Origin of the sequence: Pseudomonas sp. B21-056, assembly GCF_026016325.1 — a bacterium.
Classification (GTDB): domain Bacteria; phylum Pseudomonadota; class Gammaproteobacteria; order Pseudomonadales; family Pseudomonadaceae; genus Aquipseudomonas.
The window spans coordinates 3,612,997-3,633,748 of the sequence record NZ_CP087203.1 but is presented as its reverse complement, the minus strand read 5'-3'; the positions used below and the strand labels follow the sequence as shown (position 1 = coordinate 3,633,748).

13 protein-coding genes are annotated in these 20,752 nt (G+C 59.8%); 4 read left to right on the top strand and 9 right to left on the bottom strand.

Features of this window, described 5'->3' with window-relative positions; genetic code table 11:
- Window positions 1–7: 7 nt before the first annotated feature.
- Together LOY67_RS15305 and LOY67_RS15300 are read left to right on the top strand one after the other, a co-directional pair.
- The gene (locus LOY67_RS15305) at window positions 8–1,102 is read left to right on the top strand and encodes an efflux RND transporter periplasmic adaptor subunit (RefSeq protein WP_413776218.1); all 1,095 of its coding nucleotides are present in this window, start codon (window positions 8–10) and stop codon (window positions 1,100–1,102) included.
- Window positions 1,099–4,179: an efflux RND transporter permease subunit gene (locus LOY67_RS15300; RefSeq protein ID WP_265063288.1), complete on the top strand. Its 3,081-nt coding sequence runs from the start codon at window positions 1,099–1,101 to the stop codon at window positions 4,177–4,179. The genes LOY67_RS15305 and LOY67_RS15300 overlap by 4 nt, the downstream gene beginning before the upstream one ends.
- A gap of 56 nt (window positions 4,180–4,235) precedes the next feature.
- On the opposite strand, the gene LOY67_RS15295 is transcribed toward LOY67_RS15300, so the two are convergent.
- Complete coding sequence (locus LOY67_RS15295; RefSeq protein WP_265063287.1) at window positions 4,236–5,102, bottom strand: helix-turn-helix domain-containing protein; 867 nt, start codon at window positions 5,100–5,102, stop codon at window positions 4,236–4,238.
- 32 nt (window positions 5,103–5,134) lie between these two features.
- Window positions 5,135–5,908: an acyl-homoserine-lactone synthase gene (locus tag LOY67_RS15290; protein ID WP_265063286.1), complete on the bottom strand. Its 774-nt coding sequence runs from the start codon at window positions 5,906–5,908 to the stop codon at window positions 5,135–5,137.
- A gap of 588 nt (window positions 5,909–6,496) precedes the next feature.
- Here LOY67_RS15290 and LOY67_RS15285 point away from each other — a divergent pair.
- Complete coding sequence (locus LOY67_RS15285) at window positions 6,497–7,096, top strand: LysE family translocator (RefSeq protein ID WP_265063285.1); 600 nt, start codon at window positions 6,497–6,499, stop codon at window positions 7,094–7,096.
- 95 nt (window positions 7,097–7,191) lie between these two features.
- Here the strand turns inward: LOY67_RS15285 and LOY67_RS15280 are convergent, their stop codons facing one another.
- A complete protein-coding gene (locus LOY67_RS15280; RefSeq protein ID WP_265063284.1) occupies window positions 7,192–7,920 on the bottom strand; it encodes a helix-turn-helix transcriptional regulator in 729 nt (242 codons plus the stop codon).
- A 351-nt stretch (window positions 7,921–8,271) separates the two neighbouring features.
- Complete coding sequence (locus tag LOY67_RS15275; protein ID WP_265063283.1) at window positions 8,272–10,920, bottom strand: excinuclease ABC subunit UvrA; 2,649 nt, start codon at window positions 10,918–10,920, stop codon at window positions 8,272–8,274.
- A 168-nt stretch (window positions 10,921–11,088) separates the two neighbouring features.
- Here LOY67_RS15275 and LOY67_RS15270 point away from each other — a divergent pair, with 168 nt between their 5' ends.
- Window positions 11,089–12,567, top strand: a complete 1,479-nt coding sequence (locus tag LOY67_RS15270; protein WP_320109989.1) for a hypothetical protein — start codon at window positions 11,089–11,091, stop codon at window positions 12,565–12,567.
- A gap of 67 nt (window positions 12,568–12,634) precedes the next feature.
- Here LOY67_RS15270 and LOY67_RS15265 read toward each other — a convergent pair whose 3' ends face one another.
- The 5 genes from LOY67_RS15265 to feaR form a co-directional block, all read right to left on the bottom strand.
- Complete coding sequence (locus LOY67_RS15265; RefSeq protein WP_265063281.1) at window positions 12,635–14,374, bottom strand: dipeptidase; 1,740 nt, start codon at window positions 14,372–14,374, stop codon at window positions 12,635–12,637.
- A gap of 338 nt (window positions 14,375–14,712) precedes the next feature.
- The gene (locus LOY67_RS15260; RefSeq protein ID WP_265063280.1) at window positions 14,713–16,713 is read right to left on the bottom strand and encodes a peptidase U32 family protein; all 2,001 of its coding nucleotides are present in this window, start codon (window positions 16,711–16,713) and stop codon (window positions 14,713–14,715) included.
- Between the two features lie 118 nt (window positions 16,714–16,831).
- Window positions 16,832–18,400 carry a sensor domain-containing diguanylate cyclase gene (locus tag LOY67_RS15255; RefSeq protein ID WP_265063279.1) on the bottom strand — a complete coding sequence of 523 codons (1,569 nt, stop codon included), beginning with the start codon at window positions 18,398–18,400 and terminating at the stop codon, window positions 16,832–16,834.
- A gap of 266 nt (window positions 18,401–18,666) precedes the next feature.
- Window positions 18,667–19,482, bottom strand: coding sequence for a molybdenum cofactor biosynthesis F family protein (locus tag LOY67_RS15250; RefSeq protein ID WP_265063278.1), 816 nt, complete (start codon window positions 19,480–19,482; stop codon window positions 18,667–18,669).
- 131 nt (window positions 19,483–19,613) lie between these two features.
- A complete protein-coding gene (gene feaR, locus LOY67_RS15245) occupies window positions 19,614–20,585 on the bottom strand; it encodes a transcriptional regulator FeaR (RefSeq protein ID WP_265063277.1) in 972 nt (323 codons plus the stop codon).
- Window positions 20,586–20,752: the final 167 nt, after the last annotated feature.

Genomic DNA, 20,752 nt, shown 5'->3' with positions numbered 1-20,752 from the left:
AGCGACGTTGCGTAAAATCCTGCTGGCATTCGCCGTGCTCGGGGTCGTGGCAATCCTGATGACGCTGCGCCGTGGCGCTGAGCCGGTCGAGGCAGCGCCCAGTGTCAGTAGCTTGAGCGTGGAGGTGGTCCAGGCCCGGCTCCAGCTCTGGCCGCAACTGCTGTTCGCCAACGGCGCACTTGCACCCTGGCAGGAAGCGGTCATCAATGCCGAGACCAGTGGCCTGCGCATCGCCAGCCTCGAAGCCGACGTAGGCAGTCGGGTAAAGAAGGGGCAGTTGCTGGCGACGCTGGCCTCTGACACCGTGCTCGCCGAGGAAAGCAAACAGAAGGCGCTGGTCGCCCAGGCGGTGGCCAACCTGGAACAGGCCAGGTCCAACGACCGCCGTGCCCGTGTCGTCGGCCAGGGCGGTGCCTTGTCGGAGCAGCAGCGCGAAGACTATCGCATCAAGGTGGCGCTGGCCGAGGCCGACCTGGCCGGGGCTCGGGCGGAATTGCAAAGCACCCGCATCAGGTTGCGGCAGACGCGTATCGTGGCGGTGGACGATGGCATCGTCTCCGCGCGCACGGCGCTGCTCGGCAAAGTGCTGTCCGCCGGCGACGAGCTGTTTCGCCTGGTGCGCGACGGTCGCATCGAATGGCAGGCCGAACTGGACGCCCGCCAGTTGGCCCAGGTCCAGGCCGGTCAGGTTGCCCGATTGACGTTGCCTGGCGGCCAAAGCCTGGAAGGGCAGGTACGGTTGGTATCGCCCACATTGAGTACCAAGACCAGCCGGGCACTGGTGTACATCGCCCTGCCCACCGACAGCCCAGCCCAGGCCGGCATGTATGCCAGCGGCCAGATCGAACTGGCCCCCCGCGAAGCGCTTACGGTACCGGACACGGCGGTGATCCTGCGTGACGGGCGCTCCTATGTGTTCACCCTCAACGACGACCTGCATGTGGTCCAGCGACCAGTGGTGGTGGGCAGGCGCCTGCATCAGGCGGTAGAGATCCTGAGCGGCCTGGATGATCAGGCGGCCCGTATCGTGCGTGCCGGCGGCGCCTTCCTCAATGACGGCGCGAGCGTGACCCTCGTGCAGTCCCAGGTCGCCCAGCCATGAATATTTCAGCCTTGTCGATCCGCTACCCGGTCCCGGCGGTCATGTTGTTCATTCTGCTCACGCTCTTCGGCCTGTTGGGTTTTGGCAAGCTTGCCATCCAGGACTTCCCGGACATGGACTTGCCCGTGGTGGTGGTCAGCGCCTCGCTGGAGGGGGCGGCCCCCGAACAGCTGGAAACCGAGGTGGCGCGCAAGATCGAGGACAAGCTCACGTCCTTGCGCCTGCTCAAGCATGTGACCACGGTGATCACCGACGGCGCCGTCAGCATCAGCATCAGTTTCGACATCGACAAGGACGGCAACGAGGCGCTGAACGAAGTGCGCAATGCCGTCGACAGTGCCATGCCGCAGTTGCCGGCCAGCCTGGACACGCCCTCGGTGTCGCGGCTGACCACCAGCGCATCGCCGCTGCTGACCTACGTCATCGATTCCGACGCGTTGGACGAGGAAGCGTTGTCCTGGTTTGTCGATAATGAGTTGAGCAAACAGCTGTTGTCGGTGCTGGGCGTGGCTCTGATTTCGCGGATCGGCGGGGTTGATCGGGAAGTCCAGGTCAATCTCGATCCGGCCTTGATGGCCGGATTGGGTATCCGTGTCGCGGACGTCGCTGCGCAACTGCGGGCGATGCAGAAGGACAACTCCGGCGGCCAGGGCAACCTGGGCAGCGGCCAGCAGGCCGTGCGCACCCTGGGCGCCATCGACGATCCGGCTGCCCTCGGTGCCATCGATATTCCCAGCGGCGATGGGCGCCTGCTGGCGTTGAATCAACTGGCGGACATTCGCGACACCCACGCCGAGCGCAGCAGCCGGGCTTTTCGCGACGGCAAGCCGGTGATCGGTTTCCAGATCACCCGGTCTCTGGGGTTCTCCGACATCGGTGTGGCCAACGATGTGCGCCAGCGCATGACCGAGTTTGTGCAGCAGCATCCCAATGTGCACATCGACGAGGCCAGCGATACGGTCAAGGCCGTGCTCGCCAATTATCACGACTCGATGAACCTCTTGTACGAAGGTATGCTGCTGGCGGTGCTGGTGGTCTGGTGGTTTCTGCGGGACTGGCGCGCCACGTTGATCGTCGCCACGGCGTTGCCGTTGTCGATCATTCCCACCTTTGGCGTGATGTACCTGGCCGGGTTCACGCTCAACGCCGTCTCCCTGTTGGCCCTGGCCTTGGTCATCGGCGTGTTGGTGGACGATGCCATCGTCGAGATCGAGAACATTGCACGGCACTTGCGCATGGGCAAGACGCCGCTGCAGGCCGCCACCGAAGCCGCGGATGAAATCGGCCTGGCGGTGCTCGCCACGACGGCCACCCTGGTCGCGGTCTTCCTGCCCACGGCGTTCATGGGCGGGGTGGCTGGAAAACTGTTCCGCCAGTTTGGCGTGACCGCCTCGGTGGCGCTGCTGTTTTCATTATTGGTGGCGCGGGTACTGACCCCGATGCTGGCGGCCTATTTCCTCAAGGCAAAAAACGATACCGACCACGACGGCCCATTGATGACCCGCTATCTGGGCTGGATCCATGCCAGCCTGTCCCGGCGCAAAACCACGATGGTTCTGGCCAGCCTGTTTTTCATCGGTGCCCTGGCGCTGGTGCCGTTGTTGCCCACCAGTTTCCTGCCAGCCCAGGATGTTGGCCGCAGCCGGATCACCCTGGAGATGCCGCCCGGTACGACCCTGGAGCAAACCACCGCGATGGCGTTGCAGGCCAGCGAAAGGCTGAGTGCGATGCCGCAGGTCAGGCATGTGTTTATCTCCGTAGGGACGGCCAGCAGCTCGGGCGGGCCGGCCGACATAACCGGTGCCGGCGATGCCATCCTGACGGTCGATCTGGTGGATCGGGATCAGCGCGACCTCAAGCAGGTCCAAGTCGAAGCGCAGATGCGCGAGGCGCTGCGCACATTGCCCGGGGTACGTATCAATGTCGGGGGCGACGGCAGCGGTGAGAAACTCAATATCGTCCTGGCCAGCGACGACGGCGACCTGCTGGAGCGCACGGCCAGTGCCCTGGAACCGCAACTGCGTGAGTTGCACGGGATCGGTAATGTCACTTCCAGCAGCGCGCTGCAACGTCCGGAAATCCAGATGCGCCCGGACTTTGCCCGCGCGGCGGAGCTGGGCATCACCAGCCAGGAAATCGCCGATACCTTGCGCATGGCGACCTACGGCGAATACTCCTCGCAGTTGGGAAAAATCAATTTGTCCCAGCGCCAGGTGGATGTGCGGGTGCGCATGGATTCGCTGCTGCGCGATGATCTGCAGAGCATCAACCAGCTACGGGTCACGGGCCGCGACGGCCAGGTCGCGCTGTCCTCATTGGGGGACATCAGTATGGGCAGCGGGCCGGCGCAGATCAGCCGGCTCGATCGCTTGCGCAACATCACCCTGTCCATCGAACTCAACGGGCGCAATCTGGGTGAAGTCATGGCCGAGGCCAGCCAGTTACCGGCGATGCGCAATCTTCCACCTGAGGTAAAAAGGGTGGAGCAGGGCGAATTGCAACTGATGACTGAACTGTTCGGAAGCTTCAGCCTGGCCATGGCCATCGGGGTGTTCTGTATCTACTCGGTCCTGGTGCTGTTGTTTCACGATTTCCTGCAGCCGGCCACGATTCTTTCGGCGCTGCCACTCTCTCTGGGCGGTGCGCTGGTGGCCTTGTTGGTGTGCAATTTCAGCTTTTCCCTGCCTTCGGTCATCGGTTTGTTGATGTTGATGGGGATCGTGACCAAGAACTCCATTCTGTTGGTGGAGTACGCCATTATGGCTCGCCGCGATTATGGCCTGGGTCGATATGACGCGTTGGTAGACGCCTGCCACAAGCGTGCCCGTCCCATTCTGATGACCACCATCGCAATGGGCGCCGGCATGTTGCCAACTGCCCTGGGAATGGGTGAAGACCCCAGTTTCAGGCAACCGATGGCCGTGGTGGTCATGGGCGGCTTGCTGACTTCGACGCTGTTGAGCCTGTTGGTGGTGCCAGTGATTTTCACTTATGTCGACGATGTGCTGGAGTGGCTGAAGCGCTGCACGCGCCGGTCGACTGGAGAAATAATGGAGGGTGGGAATACGAGGGGGTAAATCATCCCCCAACACCCGCTCGATTGCGGTGACCGAGCAAAGGTTGGGGGGACGTTTTATACGGCTTGGCGAATAGCGGGAATACCGCTCCATTCGATGCCCGAGGGCGTGGCATCCATCGAGTGCATCCAGCGAATGAGCGAGCGGCGTCCGCCAATACCCATTTTTATCGCGGCACGTTTCAGATAACTTTCGACGGTGTTGACTTTAAGGTTGAGTTGCTCGGCAAGTTCAGGGGCCGTGCGTCCGGCCAGCAAACCTACACACACTTCGGTTTCACGGGAGGACAAGCTCAATCCGGACAAAGCCAGGCGATCGGCAAATCTCTGGCGTAATGCTTCCATCCCGCCGTTTTCCGGTCCCTCCAATTGGAGGCAAGCGTCTTGTCGATTGACCTCCGCTGGCACCAGGGCGGCAACATGTTCTTCGACCATGGGCAATAGAAGGCAGGAAAAATCTTTCAGCAGGGCGTGTTCCTGTGCGGTAAATCCTTTGGAAAAGGGTGAGCGGTATACGGAAAGGACATAGCGAATACCATTTTTACGAGTGGTCAGATGTAACTGACTGGTTGTGTCGTGGCAGAGGGGATTGTCCGATGGGGCCCGATTGAGCAGGCAGCGAGAAAAATTGGGGACCTTTTGCGGAGTCGAATCCTCGAAAAAAATGTCATCGGCCAGGAAAAAAGGCTTTGCGGTATGAGCATCCATGACTGCGTCGATGCAGGCGCTGTCCATGCCAACGCCGCCTATGCTGGATGTGCTGGGTTCAGAAACATGGCTCGAGCCTATCCTTTGCTCGGTAATATGCGTTGCATCGACCGGTAGTTCGGTGAGTATCAAGTCGTGCAACAAGCGGGGAAAGTTGCGGCTTCCAGTACTGGCAATCACTTTGCCAACATGCGGGAATAGTCGTTGTAGGTTCATCCTTTCTCCAATTTCATGCCAGAGTCTTGGTGTTATAGATGCAACTCAGTGTGCATTTGTTTTTTTGCTGGAATGTTTCGGCCGGTGGCGGTTCTGTCGATATCAAAGAGTTTATGGGATGTGTCTGACGAACGGTTGGCCGTAAGGAGTTGTTCGTAGGCGGTGATGGTCTGAATGGCGTTCTTTCTGAGCACTTCTTTATAAGCATCAGGCGTGCATGGCAGTGTGCCGTAAATGATGGTTTCTCCCTTTGAGCCCAGCGCTGTGTTGCGCCTGTCAATGGTCCAGCCGGAGCGTTTAAGAATTTTTTCCATCAGGGTGTCAACGACAATTTCATAGATGTCTATATTTTGCAGTTGTGCAAACTTTATCATTGACAGGAAAAGTGCCACCGTGCGAACGTCCATGTTGGCCAGGGTGAGTTCTCTTGCTGAAGATTTATCTGCCGAAAGTGCGAATCGGGTAGCTTCCCAACAGTAAGTTAAACCAGGCCTGATATTGTCGGTGGGGAGGATGAAGCTTAGAGCACCACTCATGAGCGTCGGTTTGCTGGACGGACGTAGTCGCACGCAACCGGTGACCCGTTCATTTTCGTGAGCATAAATATAGGTCGCGTCAGGATCGTCATATTCATCCCACTCGTAATCGGTGCCTTGATAACTTTCAATGTCCCACTTCTTTCTGTCGATGAACGCGGTTTTGCGAATGGCAAGTATCTGTTGCAGCGTTTGGGGCGGGATTTTCGAGTAAGATTCGATGCGGGTAGATACGCCGGAAAAATGATGAATACAGGATGAGTAGTTCATGAATGACGTTTCTTTGTTGTGGGTGGAGCTACTGTTAACTTTGCACTAAATCATTTCAACTGTCCTAAAGTACAGTGCGGGATGTTGTAGAGTGTATAGTCTAATTAGTTGCTGGCTCAGTGCGACGGATACTGTTCTGGAAGAGGATGGCGGGAGGGCGGTTTAGTACCGTCTAGAGTCCAAAAAAGTACCGGCTTGGAATAGCCGGTAGATGACGCTGACAAGCAAAAAGATGGCGTATCTGGGCGGTCAATGGGTGTGTATTTTTTGACGGCTGGCTTAAGCGCCGATAACGTACTGATAAACTGCGGGTCGAAAAATTGACACTCGGGAGCGAAGTAAGTAACCAAGCTGCAATAAAGGTATGGGAGCGTTTTTAAGTAGCAGGGTCGAGCCCATGCTGGAAGTTTAAACGGCTGTATGAGTAGTGAGCGAAGAGTTCGAGCCGACCAGCGCGACTTTAGTGTAACTGCTCTAAGTGTGAAAAATTGGTCTGATGTCATACAACTAAAAAGTTGATGTTGTGTAGGAAGACCTGTCCGAACCTGAAAAAATAGAGCCATCGTGGCTCCTGGCATGGATGACCTTATGTCTTATATCGCGCTTTCATTGATGACTGTCCTGTTGGTTCCGGGGCCGACCAATTCATTGCTGCTGCAAACCGGAATAAATAGAGGGCTGAATGCTCGCTCCATGAGGTTTGTCGTGGCGGAATGGCTGGCTTATGTCATTCAGATGACGATGTGGGGGGTGTCTATCGATCTTTTGATGACCGATCACTCCTGGGTGGTCATTGCGACCAAGATTTTTGCAGTGTGTTTTTTGTTTTATATTTCTTTGAAGCTGTGGTTCTCGGTAAAGGATCATCTGCCCGGCAGCTCAGTGGGTATCAATGTGCCTGACCTTTTTGTCGCGACATTGACCAATCCGAAAGGGTTGTTTTTCGTTTCCTTCGTTGCACCGACCGGAACGTTTTTGTCGTTGAACAACTACTTGTCATTCATGGCGCTGTTTACGGTCATTATATTTCCGGTCGGGTTGGTCTGGATCGCGGTCGGGGCATTCTGTGGGCGTAAACTCCACAGCATTGTTTCCGGCCGCTTCTTGAGTCGGGCCATTTCGTTGGTGATTGGTTTGTTCGCATGCGGCATGCTTTTCAATATCGCGTCGCAGGTGGTATTCGCCTGAATGTGCGCGCTTGCGCTAATGGCAAGTAGGGCGTCGGGTCTTGATAAGACCGTCGCCAGATGCCTGGGTTAGAGGGCGGGGTATAAGGAAGGGAATCAAACGAAGTTGAGCTGTACGGCTTTGATCATCGCTTGCTTGACATTGGTGCAATCCATTTTTTCGGTCATCTGCTTGGCGTGAAACTTTACCGTTCGTTCGGTGATGTTCATGATCAGGCCTATCTCCTTGTAGTTCTTCCCCAGCGCGAGCCAGCGCAGGAACTCACTCTCCCTGGGCGATAGTTTCAAATTGCTTTCAACGGCGGTTTCCATGGGTCGATATTGATTGGCGATGACGCTGAGGCTCTTGATGATGAACAGGTTCGCACGGATGATGGTGGGGAAGTCGGGATCATTCTCCTCGGAAGACAGGTGAAGGGAACCGAATGCTCGACCGGGCTCATGGATGGGAACGGTGTAGCCTTGTTTGATCCCGTAGGAGGCCGACTGGTCGAATATCTCGGCGTTGTTGTCGATTTCCTCCGGTATTTCATTCCAGAAAAAAGGCGTTGCGGTGATGGCCGTGTTCGCCATGACAGGATCTGCTTTGTAGAGTGAGTTCCTGCGGTAGGTGTCCACCCATTCGGAGGGGTAGTTGCTGTAGATGGCAATCCTGGAACTGTTGGACGGTGTGGGTTCCAGATGGACGTAGGCGAATTTTTCGATCCCCAGCTTGGAGAATATCCATCCGAGTACCTCGGTATATTCCTCTTCGCTTACGCCTGAGATGTTGTTCTCCACCTCTTGGATCAAATTGAACAGATGGCTTGAAATGGGCTTGAGCATAATGAACGAGCTCGAAAATTTGAATGTAAGACTTTGACGTAGCCAGGCTCTATACCTTTAGAGTCGTCAAATGGTGGTGGAAGTTTTTCAAGCCAACATCAACAACGACACACATGGCTCAGGGCTTTGCTCATCTCGGACCGCTTCAGAGGGTGATCATGCTGTTCCGGCACCCTGCGATGTTGCTGTTTCAAGCAGTGGATCGATGTCATTGTGCCTCCTGGCAAGTACTGCCTCATATCCAAGAACCGTGAGGCTGCAGTTAAACTACACGTACTGAAACGATTAACTGGAAAGCAGTATAGACAACCTTTCCGATACGGCCAGTGACATTGAAAAAAGCTTTAGCATTCAGGCGTGCAACACGCCTTTCAGGAACCCTGCGGTTCGACTCTGCACACACTCGGCCACCTGGCCGGGCGTCCCGCACACCACCACTTTCCCGCCCTGGGAACCCGCGCCCGGACCGATGTCGATGACCCAGTCGCTTTGCGCCACCACCCGCATGTCGTGCTCCACCACAACCACCGTGTGACCGTCATCCACCAGGCGATTCAACTGCACCAGCAGCCGATCCACATCCTGTGGATGCAAACCGTTGGTGGGTTCATCCAGCACATATAACGTAGCCCCTCGGGCCTTGCGTTGCAGTTCCGTTGCCAGCTTGATGCGCTGAGCCTCACCACCGGACAGCTCCGTGGCCGGTTGGCCCAGGCGCAGATAGCCTAATCCGATGTCCTGCAGGACCTGCAATGCCCGTCTTGGCGCCGCTTGCCCGGAAAACACCTCGAGCGCCTGGTTGACGGTCAGTTGCAACACTTGCGCGATGTTCAATCCCTGCCAGTTCACTGTCAGCGTCTGCGGGTTGTAGCGTGCGCCGTGGCAGGTCGGGCAGGGCGCATACACGCTGGGCATGAACAACAACTCGACACTGACGAAGCCTTCACCTTCGCAGGTTTCGCAGCGGCCTTTGGCGACGTTGAAAGAAAACCGCCCGGCATCGAATCCCAGTTCACGGGCCTGCTCTGTCGCGGCAAATAACTTGCGCACGTGGTCGAACAATCCGGTGTAGGTGGCGAGGTTGGAGCGCGGCGTGCGACCGATGGGTTTCTGGTCCACCCGGACCAGGCGCTTGACGGCGTCCAGCCCGGCGACGCGTCCGCCGCTGGCTTGTTCGGGTTCGTCTTCGAGGCTTGCCTCATCCGGTTCTGCGTCGTGGCTGGCCTGGCCCAGGTGAGCGCCCACTAGGTCCAACAGGGCCTGGCTGACCAGGCTGGATTTGCCGGAGCCGGAGATGCCGGTCACGGCAGTGAAGCAGCCGAGGGGAAAGGCCGTGCTCAGATTGTCGAGATTGTTGCGGGTGATACCTTCCAGGCGCAGCCAGTCGCCCGGCGTTCGAGGACTGCGTGCGGCAAGGGTCTGTTCGGCAAAGAGATAGGCGCGGGTTCGTGATTCCGGCACCTGGGCGAGACCGGCAGGTGGGCCACCGTAGAGAATCTGGCCACCCTGTTCACCTGCATCCGGGCCCACGTCGATGAGCCAGTCGGCGCGACGCATGGTGTCCAGGTCGTGTTCGACCACGAACACCGAATTGCCCGCGGCCTTGAGGCGTTGCAGCGCATCGAACAGGGCTTCGCTATCGGCAGGGTGCAGGCCGGCGGAAGGCTCGTCCAGTACGTAGATGACCCCGAACAATTGCGAGTTGAGCTGGGTCGCCAGGCGCAGGCGTTGCAGCTCGCCGGAGGACAGCGTCGGGGTGCTGCGCTCCAGGGCCAGGTAGCCCAGGCCGAGGTCGATCAGGGTAACGATCCGCTCCAGCAGTTCGGCAGCAATGCGCTGGGCGGCCAGGCGCTTTTCCAGGGACAGGTTGGGCGTATGGCGCGCGTCCGGCCCACCTGCGTGGGGGTTGTCGCCTCTGGCGGCCCGTTGTTCGCGAGCCTCTTTGGTCTGCCGGTGGGTGAGGACGTCGGCCGACTCTTCGGGCTGCTCCAGATAACCCGGGGCCGTGACGCCCTTGAGCACATCGGCCAGTTCCAGCAGGGACAGCTGCGACAGTTCGGCGATGTCCAGGCCGGCGAAGGTTACGGTCAGCGCCTCGCGCTTGAGGCGTTTACCCGCGCATTCGGGGCAGGCACTGGCGCGCATGTACTGCGCCACGCGTTTGCGCATCTGGGCGCTTTGCGAGTGCATGAACGTGTGCAGCAGGTAGCGCCGGGCACCACTGAAGGTGCCCTGGTAACTGGGTTCGAGTTTGCGTTTGAGAGCGCTGCGGGTCTGGGTCGGTGTGAGCCCGGCATACACGGGGACGGTGGGTGTTTCTTCGGTGAAGAGGATCCAGTCGCGCTGCTTTTTCGGCAGGTCGCGCCAGGGAATATCGACGTCATAGCCCAGGGTCACCAGGATGTCCCGCAGGTTCTGCCCCTGCCAGGCCATCGGCCAGGCCGCGACGGCACGCTCGCGGATGGTCAGCGAAGGGTCCGGCACCATGGAGTCCTCGGTCACTTCGTAGACCCGGCCCAGGCCATGGCATTGCGCACAGGCGCCCTGTGGCGTATTGGGCGAGAAGTCTTCGGCGTAGAGCATGGGCTGGTCGGCCGGGTAGCTGCCGGCCCGGGAGTAGAGCATGCGGATCAGGCTCGACAACGTGGTGACGCTGCCCACCGAAGATCGCGCACTGGGGGTACCGCGTTGCTGCTGCAACGCCACCGCCGGCGGCAGTCCTTCGATGCTGCCCACGTCCGGCACGCCCACCTGGTCGATCAGGCGCCGCGCATACGGCGCGACGGATTCGAAGTAGCGACGCTGGGCTTCGGCGTAGAGCGTGGAAAAGGCCAGCGACGACTTGCCGGACCCCGATACGCCGGTAAACACCACCAGGGCATCGCGCGGGATATCGACATCGATGTTCTTGAGGTTGTGCTCGCGGGCGCCACGCACCCGGACGAAACCGCTGCGTTCGGGTTGTGGGGGAGTGCTATCCAGGCTGGCGCGTGGGGGCATCGGGTGTTCCTTGTGGTTCAGTGCGCACCTGGCGGCCTCGGAATGCCACCTGAGTCACAGCAATGAAGAACATGCGACCGGGTTCCATCGTTTTGGTGCGATTAAAATTTACTACCGATGAAAGAAATGAGAAAAGCTTCTCAGTTTTCCCATGGATATGGACCTTTCATGCCTCGATCAAAGCTGTTCACTACCTTGTTTGTCGCAATTACTGTATGCGCAGGCCTTTGGTACATGTGGATGATTACCCGTGCCAAGCTGGAGTGGGGCGGCGCCAGCCCCGATCAGCAGCAGGTGGGGGCCGTGCAGGATACCCGGCAACGGGCTGCGACCCAGTATTGTACGGGGGTGGTGGCGACCCCGCAGGGCACCTGGCTGGTGGCACGCATGGAGGGGGAGGCCGGGCAGCTCGAAGCCGCTGCCGATAGCGTGGACCTGGATACGGTGGCGTATGGCAAGCGGGATGAAGATCTGGAGCCGGAAGGTTCCGGTACCTTTGCCGGCCTCCTATCCGGTGGTGGAAAGGAAACGTCTTTCATCTCCCGGCTGGACGCCCAGGGTCGATTCCAGCTCGTGGCCCATGTCAGCGCCGCGGCCTGCCTGGTTGCCAGCCCCGACGGGTCCAGTGTCTTCCTGCTCACCGGGCTCGACCGGCCTGAAGCCGCATCCCCCGATGGTGTCGGCCAGACGGTGGTGTTTCGCAGTGATGATCAAGGCAAGCGCTGGACCTGGCTGGCCAACGGTTGGTTTCCCGAAGCCGATCAGTTGGCCTGGAACCTCGAGCCCTATTTCCATGGCTCGGATGAGGTCTGGGCCTGGGGTAAGCCGAGCGGCGTTGACGAGGAGAGTGACGAAGACACCCCAGGGGCGATTTCCACCGGGGTTTACTACTCCGCCAACCGGGGTATGAACAGCACGCCGATCGTCGCGGCGGAGTCGCTGCTGGTGACCGCCGAGTATGTGCAGGTCAAGCGCCCCGACGTTACACAATGGCGCACCGGCGACGGTACCTATGGTGAGACGCGCACCCATGTCATCCAATTGGATGCGCAGCGGGCCTATATCTGGGTGTCCCAGCGTTTCTGGGGCAGCAACCCCGACGGCGAAGGCGACAATGTCGCTTTCAACGTCACGACCCGGGCCCAGTTGCAACGCAAGGCGGCGCTGTGGCAAGTGGTGGATGTGCAGCGTGACGACAGCCTGTTTATCGACGCGCTGGCGCACAACGACGCCGGGCGGGTGGTGGGTCTTATCGACCAGGGTGACCATGGGCAGGATGTTGTCGCCGAACTGGATACCAAGGCACTGAGCTGGCGTCCCTTGAGTGATCTTCCCAGCGTATTCGACCCGCTGGCATCGGATACCCGGCTGCGCGAGGGGAACTTCTATCTGGGGCAGAACAGCCTGTTGATCAACACCTCCAGCGAACACCGGCCACCGCGTTGGCTCTACTGGTGGTCCGACGCGAGCATTTCCGCGAATGGGGTGTTTTATTCCACGGATTGGGGGCACTCCTGGCAGCGTCTCGCCATCGACGGCTACCTGGGCATCCTCGGCTTCCAACCCAGCGAGGATCGGGTGATCTGGGCCAAAGGCAACGGGTATGACAATAACGATGGGGGTATCTATTCCTATGGTTTGCACTGAAACCTGAAGGAGTAACCAGAACTGTGGCGAGGCAGCAAGCTACCTTGCCACAGTGGATCGGGTGTACTCAGAGCTTCGGCATCTGCCCAATCCGCCCCATCATCTCGGTCACGATCTGCAGGTCCAGCATGAACTGCTCGACCGTCTTGAACTCGTTGTCGTTATGACCGGTGTACTTGACGTCGGGCATCGCCAGGCCGAATTGCACGCCGTTGGGCAGGTCGTGGACCGAAGTGGCGCCCGCGGAGGTGCCGTACTTGTGCTCCATGCCCAGGTTTTCGGTGGCCACGGCCTGCAGCGCCTTGACCCATTCACCTTCGGGGTTGCGGTACATCGGCTCGTCGATGGAATAGTCGAAAGCCACCGCTACGTGGGACTTCTTGCTCCAGGCCGCCAGCTTATCGGCAATGTCAGTCTTGAGCGCGTCGGTGGACTTGCCGACCGGCACCCGCAGGTTGACGGCGAGCTTGAAGGTCTTCTCATCCATGCCGACATAGGTCAGGGACGCGGTGAGCGGGCCCATGAAGGCATCGGAGAAGCCAATCCCCAATTGCTTGCCCAGGTAGTCCAGGCCCCAGTTGTCGGTGGCGTAGCGGGCAGCGTCGGTGATGTGGTTGTGCTTGAGTGCGACCTTGCCGTCGAGGCCGTTGATGAAGACCAGCATCCGCGCCACCGGGTTGACGCCTGACTCGGGCTCGGAAGAGTGAGCGGAAACGCCGGTAAAGGTCAGTTGGACGTCCTTGCCGACGACCTTGCTGGTGACTTCGAAGTTGCCGCCATTGTGCTTGGCATACTCGGTACCGGCCTTGAGCAGGCTGGCGGCCAGTTCGGCGGGTTTGTCAGTGACGAAGGTGGCAACCGATGTCGATGGAATCTGGTTGGTCGCCAGGCCGCCGGTCAGCGCCGTGATCTCGGCGCCCTTGCCCTGCGCGGGGCGACGGGCAAAGTTCGCCATGACCGTGCCGTAGCCTTTTTCGGCAATCACCACCGGATAGCCGCCATCCAGCGCCAGATTGTAGTTGGGCGTCGGGTTGTGCTCGAAGTAGTAGGGGATCGCGTCACCGGTGGTTTCCTCGGTGGTGTCCACCAGCAGCTTGAAATTCCGCGCCAGCGGCAGCTTCTCTTCCTTGATGATCTTCATGGCATAGAGCGCCACGACGATGCCGTTCTTGTCATCCTCGGTGCCCCGGCCGTACATGCGGTCGCCCACCAGGGTGACTTTGAACGGATCGAGCCGCGTGCCGTCCTTCAGCACCCAGTTTTCCGGCGTCACCGGCACCACATCGGCATGGGCGTGGATACCCACGACTTCGTCGCCACTGCCTTCCAGGGAAATCTCATAGACACGGTTGTCGATGTTGCGGAAGTTCAGGTTGAAGGCCTGGGCGAGGCTCTTGATCTTGTCGGCGATCTTGAGGAATTCGGGATTCTCGTGCTGGGCTACGCCGTCCTTGCGGAAGGTCGGGATCGCCACCAGTTCCTTCAGGGTTTTGGTGGCCGCGTTGCCGTACTTCACCCGTGCATAGATGCCCAGCAGGCGATGGATTTCATTCTGCTGTTCAGCCGATAAGGTCTTGTTGTCGAGAAAAGCACTGATGGCCGGGCCCAGGTCAGCGGTCTTGGCCAGGTCGCTCTTGGCCACGCTGCCGAGGAATTGCCTGAAGTCGGTGACCGACGTGTCAGCGAGGGTCTTGACCAGGGTCGCGCTCTGCTGCGCGGTGATATTGGCGAGTGCTGGCGCAGAGAACGTTGCGAAGCTGGACAGCAGCAGGGTGGTCACAGCCAGGTGCTTGAGCGAGAAGTCCATTACAGGGGGCATTCCTTTGCAGGGAGTTGGAGGAAGATGTTTCATTGGCGAAACAACTACGCAACCTAACATTGCAAGTGAACTGGCGGGGAGTCTATGCGGTGGATTTGTCGCACACTCAAGCAAAAACGGCGCAGAAATGAAAAACAAGGGTAGGCAGCCCATGTGGGAGCGAGCCTGCTCGCGATGACGTCGGCACATCCAACATCATCCCAAGCTGACCCACCGCTATCGCGAGCAGGCTCGCTCCCACAGGTCAGGTGGCGTATCCAAATGTCGCGTACATCCGAGAACCACTGTGGGAGCAAGCTCCCACACAAAGAGGGTGTAGCGGTGACTCAATGCGGTGCGCGGGGGATGGTCTTGAGCAGGTCTTCAGGGCTGATGTGACCGACCACTGACTGCGCCGTGCTGCCCGGCAACGGCAGGTCGAGGATGTGGCCCTTGATCTTGCCGACCACGTGCATTTCGCAGGGTTTGCAGTCGAACTTCAGCGTCAGCACTTCATCCCCATGGATGAGCTGCATCGGGGCGACCTTGGTGCGTACACCCGTCACGCCCTTGGCCTGCTTGGGGCAGAGGTTGAACGAGAAGCGCAGGCAGTGCTTGGTGATCATCACCGGCACTTCACCGGTTTCTTCGTGCGCCTCGAACGCTGCGTCGATCAGCTTGACGCCATGGCGATGATAGAAGTCCCGGGCCTTTTGGTTGTAGACGTTGGCCAGGAACGACAGGTGCGACTCCGGGTAGACCGGTGGCGGACTGGTCTCGGCCTTGCGGCCACCGCGAGGGTGAGCGGCTACGCGGGCGGCGGTCAGGGCTTCGATGGCTTCGCGGCGCAGCGCCTTGAGCTGCGAGTTGGGAATGAAGAACGCCTGGGGCGCATCTAGCTGGATGGCGGTGGCGTGGTATTCGGTGGTACCCAACTGACCGAGCAGGTCGTGCAATTGCTCCAGGGCCTGGTCCGGTTTGTTGGCCACGCCGAACGGTCCGTCCAGGCCGACGCTGGCGCTGATACCTTCTTCACTGGTGGCGGTCAGTTCCAGGCGCTCTTCGCGCAGGCGCGCGACCCAGGCCAGGCCGACACGGCGCTCGGATGAGGTCTTGAGCAGCGCTTGCTGCCAGTTATGGTCCAGGTTGCGGCTCAACGGATGGTTGGGGCGCAACTGGTACATGCCGGCCGGCATCTCATTGGGCTCGACCCGGTAGCGATAACGCTTCTGGCCGTCTTCTTCGAACTCGCCCTTGGGCTCGGCGATGTTGGCCCGGAAGCCCACCACTTCACGCTTGACCAGCACGTTGAGGCCATCGCCGTTGGACAGCGGGTCAAAGGTCACGACTTGCAGGTCGCGCTTGCCGACCTTTTCCACCACGCCCACCGGCACGCCGGTGAAGGTCGGTGAGTCGAAGGCGCCGATGTCGATCTTGCGCTCGCTGACGAAGTAGTCGGTGCTGCCCCGGTGGAAGGTCTTGTCCGGGTCGGGCACGAAGAAATGCGCGGTACGGCCGCTGGATGCACGGGCCAGGTCCGGACGGTCTTCGAGCACATCGTCCAGGCGCTGGCGGTAGTAGGCGGTGATGTTTTTCACATAGCCCATGTCCTTGTAGCGCCCTTCGATCTTGAACGAGCGCACACCGGCCTCCACCAGGGCGCGGATGTTGGCGCTCTGGTTGTTGTCTTTCATCGACAACAGGTGCTTTTCGTAGGCGACGACCCGACCCTGGTCGTCCTTGAGGGTGTAGGGCAGCCGACAGGCCTGGGAGCAGTCGCCGCGGTTGGCACTGCGACCGTTCTGGGCGTGGGAGATATTGCACTGGCCGGAGAACGCCACGCACAGCGCGCCGTGGATGAAGAATTCGATGGCAGCATCGGTTTCGTCGGCGATGGCGCGGATTTCCTGCAGGTTCAGCTCGCGGGCCAGCACCAGTTGCGAAAAACCGGCCTGATCGAGGAACCTGGCCCGGGCCAGGGTCCGGATATCGGTCTGGGTACTGGCGTGCAGCTCGATCGGCGGAATGTCCAGTTCCATCACCCCCAGGTCCTGGACGATCAACGCGTCGACACCCGCATCGTACAGCTGGTGGATCAACTGGCGGGCCGGCTCCAGCTCGTTGTCATGCAAAATGGTGTTGATCGTGGTGAACACCCGGGCGTGGTAACGATGGGCGAACTCCACCAGCCGGGCGATATCGGCCACCTCGTTGCAGGCGTTGTGACGCGCGCCGAAACTCGGGCCACCGATGTACACGGCGTCGGCGCCATGCAGGATGGCCTCGCGGGCGATGGTCACGTCGCGGGCAGGGCTGAGCAATTCCAGATGATGTTTGGGCAAGGACATGTGTTTTTTAGTCAGGCTGGTCACGGTCGAAGCGACCATTGTAGCCGCCAGGCGCCTCGCCGGCACCTGTGGACTTGGATTTGCACGTTCCGGACCGATGCGCGGCTGTCCGGGCAGATCAGCCCGACGTCGCGCTGGCGCTGCACCAGCGGTTTCGCCCGGTGTTCTTGGCCAGGTACAAAAAGGCGTCGGCGGCCTTGATCAGCATGGCGGGCGTCACGTCCATGGTGCCCGGCTGGCTGGTGGTGATGCCGGCGCTGGCCGTGACGATTCCCAACGGATGATCAGCGTGTTCGATGTCCAGCGCCCTGATGGCGTCGAGGATATCCTGCGCGATCTTGGTCGCACCCGTGCCGTCGGTATTGGGCAGCAGGACGGTGAACTCTTCGCCGCCGTACCTGACCGCCAGGTCCCCCGGCCGTTTGACCGCGTCCTGGATCGCACCGGCAATCCCACGCAGGCACTCATCCCCGGCGGCGTGGCCGTACTTGTCGTTGAAACGCTTGAAATAATCGACATCGAGCATGATCAGCGCCAGGGAAGAGCCCTGGCGCCTGGCCAAGCGCAGTTCATCGGCCAAGGCAAGGTCCAGCTTCCTGCGGTTGCCCAGCCCGGTCAGGCTGTCGGTCAGCGCCATGTCCCGCATGCTCTGGTGTGCATGACGGATCTGCTTTTCCATGGTCATCCGGTAGCGCAACTGGCTCAGCACGATGAGGCCGAAGCCGACGAGGGTGACGATCAGGAACACCAGCACGAAACCGGTCTTGAGCAGGTCACGCCGCCAGGGCGCGATGATGGACTCCCGGGACAGGCCGGCTTCGACCACCAACGGATAGGTGGTCAGGGCGCGGTAGCCATACAGGCGTTCGGTGTCGTCGATCACGGCCCGGGCTTCGGCGGTGCCCTGGTTCGAGGTCGGCAGGAAGTTCTTGAAGATCACGCTGTTGACCAGACTCTTGCCGATCACCGTCTCGACGAAGGGGCGCCGTACCAGAACGGTGCCGTTGCGCATGGCCAGGACCAGGGCGCCCTTGTCGTCGATCTTGAAATCACCGTAGTAGTCGACGAAATAACTGACCTTGATCGTTCCAAGCAGCACACCGGCGAACGAACCGTCGGGGTTGTTCAGGCGTCGGGAAATGGGAATGATCAGGTCGTTGGTGGAGCGGCTCCTGATGACCTCGCCGATGCGCACGTTTCGATCGGTGTGGGTGCGGTGATACTGGAAATAGTCACGGTCCGCGTTGTTGGCAGGTTCCGGAGTCGTTTCCTTGTCGGTGACCACCCATTGCCCATCGGGCCCGTAGATGAACAGCCCGTGCAGTTGCGGCATGATGGCGGATTGCTGCACCAGCAGTTTATGGATGCGCGCAATGTCGATGTTTTCGAGCCCGTCGCCTTCCACCCGCTCGCTGAGTGCCGCGGTGACCACGTCCACCTGGCGGATGGTGTCTTCGGCGTGCTGGGCCGTCGCCCGCGCCAGGTTCGTCACCGAATCGCGGGCGGCCGAAAACGCCGCACGGTAGTCACGCCATGTCCTCCAGCCTTCGACGGACAGAAAGGCTATCACCACCACCAGCATGAAACTGACGGTAAGCCTCAATGCCGCGCCTGGCCGCGCAGCCTGGGGGGAGAAGTCCTCGACGGGGATTTCGCTCCCTGGCTCCGGCCGTTTGCTTCCGAGCATCAACATTTCCTTTACGACTGTGTCTGCGCACCATGGATGCGCAGCCTATCTTATCCGAAATCAGCACGTTAGCTGACTTCGACGAGGCAGGTACAGCCTTCGATACATCCGACTGGGCAACAAGAGCAGTAAAGCCAGGGCGCGAAATGCCGAAGCGGGTATCGACGAAGGAAAATGTTGCAAGCAATCGTGCGGATTCAGAGCCTGTTGCCGGACGGCTACAGGTACGCCATTCAGCCAGGCGCCCCTGTAGCGTTGTCCGTCGATTACTGGAATGAGGCGGGGTATCGCGTTTCGTTCAGCAAGGTCGCTTTCGAGCCGAAGGTCAAGTGGATCAGTTTTGCCGGTTTCGGGTCCCAGCAAAAGAACCGGCCAATCGAGCGCATCCGGGCAAGGTCAACCACAACCACCGACTCTACGGGCATGACTGTTTCGGTCCAGAACAACACGTGGAGATCCTGCGCCACATCGAAGTAGGTGCAACGCTCGACATCCCCCATGCCTTTCTCTGCACCGTTCACACAGTGCCACGCCATGGTTTGCGCACCGAAATAGACGTGTTCGTACCAGTCATCGGCGCTGTAGCGGTACAGCACGCGCTTACCCACCAGGCTGGATGTCTGGAGAATGGGCGAACCGCCGGGCTTGCCATCGACTACGGCAGTCACGAAATCGGTACGCGTGCGTCTTTCATCCTTTTCATCGTAGAAGCCGGAAACCGCGGCCAGCACATCACCGGTCTCGAATTTCCAGACCAGCGTGGCTGACTCCTGATGCTCGGGCTTGAGGAATTCGACGAAGAAGATACCCGGACGTACTTCGACCGCTTCGTAGGTTTCCGTCTCAGAGGCGCCGGAGCCTTCGCCTTCAAGGATGGTCCAGGTCAACGTATGGTCATCGACGAAGTGATGCTCGATCAACCAGCCGTTGTCAAAGCGCAGATTGGCCTTTTGTCCGACGAGGGCAAGGGTGGCGGGGTATTTGTACTCATTGAAGCCCTCAGCCATTTCTTCCAGCGTCGGCCACTGGGCCCGGGGTACGAATGGCTGGTTCTTCAGTTCCTGTTCGATTTGATAGCTCACAACGCTTCCTCGATTCACGGACAGTGCCGATTGAAGGGTCATGCTAGAGGGCCGGTGCCTGGAAATCTTGGCGTGGGGTGCCATCGCTTGTGCAGGAGTGCCGGATTTCCCGCCATGCTCACTGGTGCCCGTCAGCCTTGCGCGACCGTTGCAGCGTTCTGGTAGCGATAGTCACGCGGGGACACTCCGAAGCGCGTCTTGAATGCCTTGGAGAAGTGGCTGACATCGTTGAATCCCCACGCATAGGCAATGGCGGTGATTTTCTCCTGCGGGGCTGCGCGAGCAATGGATTCGGCACAGCGTTGCAGCCGATGCTCGAGGATGTAGCGTCCGACGCTGGTGTCGTGCTGGGCAAACAGCCGGTGGAGGTTCCTGACCGAGGTGCCGATGGCCTTGGCCAGGCGTTCCGGCGAAAGCTCACTATCACGCAGGTATTGCTCGATCAGTACTTTTGCCTTGACGAGCTTTTGGGCCTGGACGCCGGGGTTTTCGCATTCGGGCGCGGTGCTGATACCGGGACGCAATAATGCCAGTAGGGCATCAAACAGGGCGAAGGCCTCTTCCGGTTGCAGCCGCGAGGAATCGAACAGGCGTTGTGTCAGCAGGCCAGCCATGCTGCCCAGGGTACTGGTGGCGCCCAAGGGCTGGTTGAACAACGGCTGCCGTTGGCCGAGGCGCTGCTGCAACGCATGTCGCGGGATGATCAGCGACATCTGGTCACTGAGGTCATCGAAGTAGAAGTCGCATGGCTGAGTGATATCCAGTAATACCAGGTCACCCGCGCCGAGCCTGGCCTGATTGTCGGCCTGGCACATTTTTGCCCTGCCGCCTACTTGCAGTACCAGATAGTAGAAGTCCTTGTCGTCGGCGCGAATGTCCTGACGGGCACGATGCAAATGCCGGCAATTGCTGATAATGCGCGAGCCGTCCAGGACGGGGTGACTGCCCGACAGGTTCTGCATGGCGCCGGTAAAACTCGTGGCGCCGGATCCAGTGGGTGGTTCTGCATGGAATGTGCCGCATTTTTCCGCGAGGTCGTGGTGCCAGGCTTCAAAGCCCTGGCGGCCCGTGTAAAACGGTTCTGTTTGCCCAGTGCTGTGCATCGCTACCTCACCTGCCGGCTGCTCGCCGGTCGTTTTTATTGTGGTATCGGCCGTTGGCAGCTTAAGCCGGCGTCATAAGCATTTAGTAATACGCCTGTTGAAAACGCAAGCATCGTCCCGCCCTTGGCATTGGCGGACATGTGCATGACATTCTCAACCATGTCCCT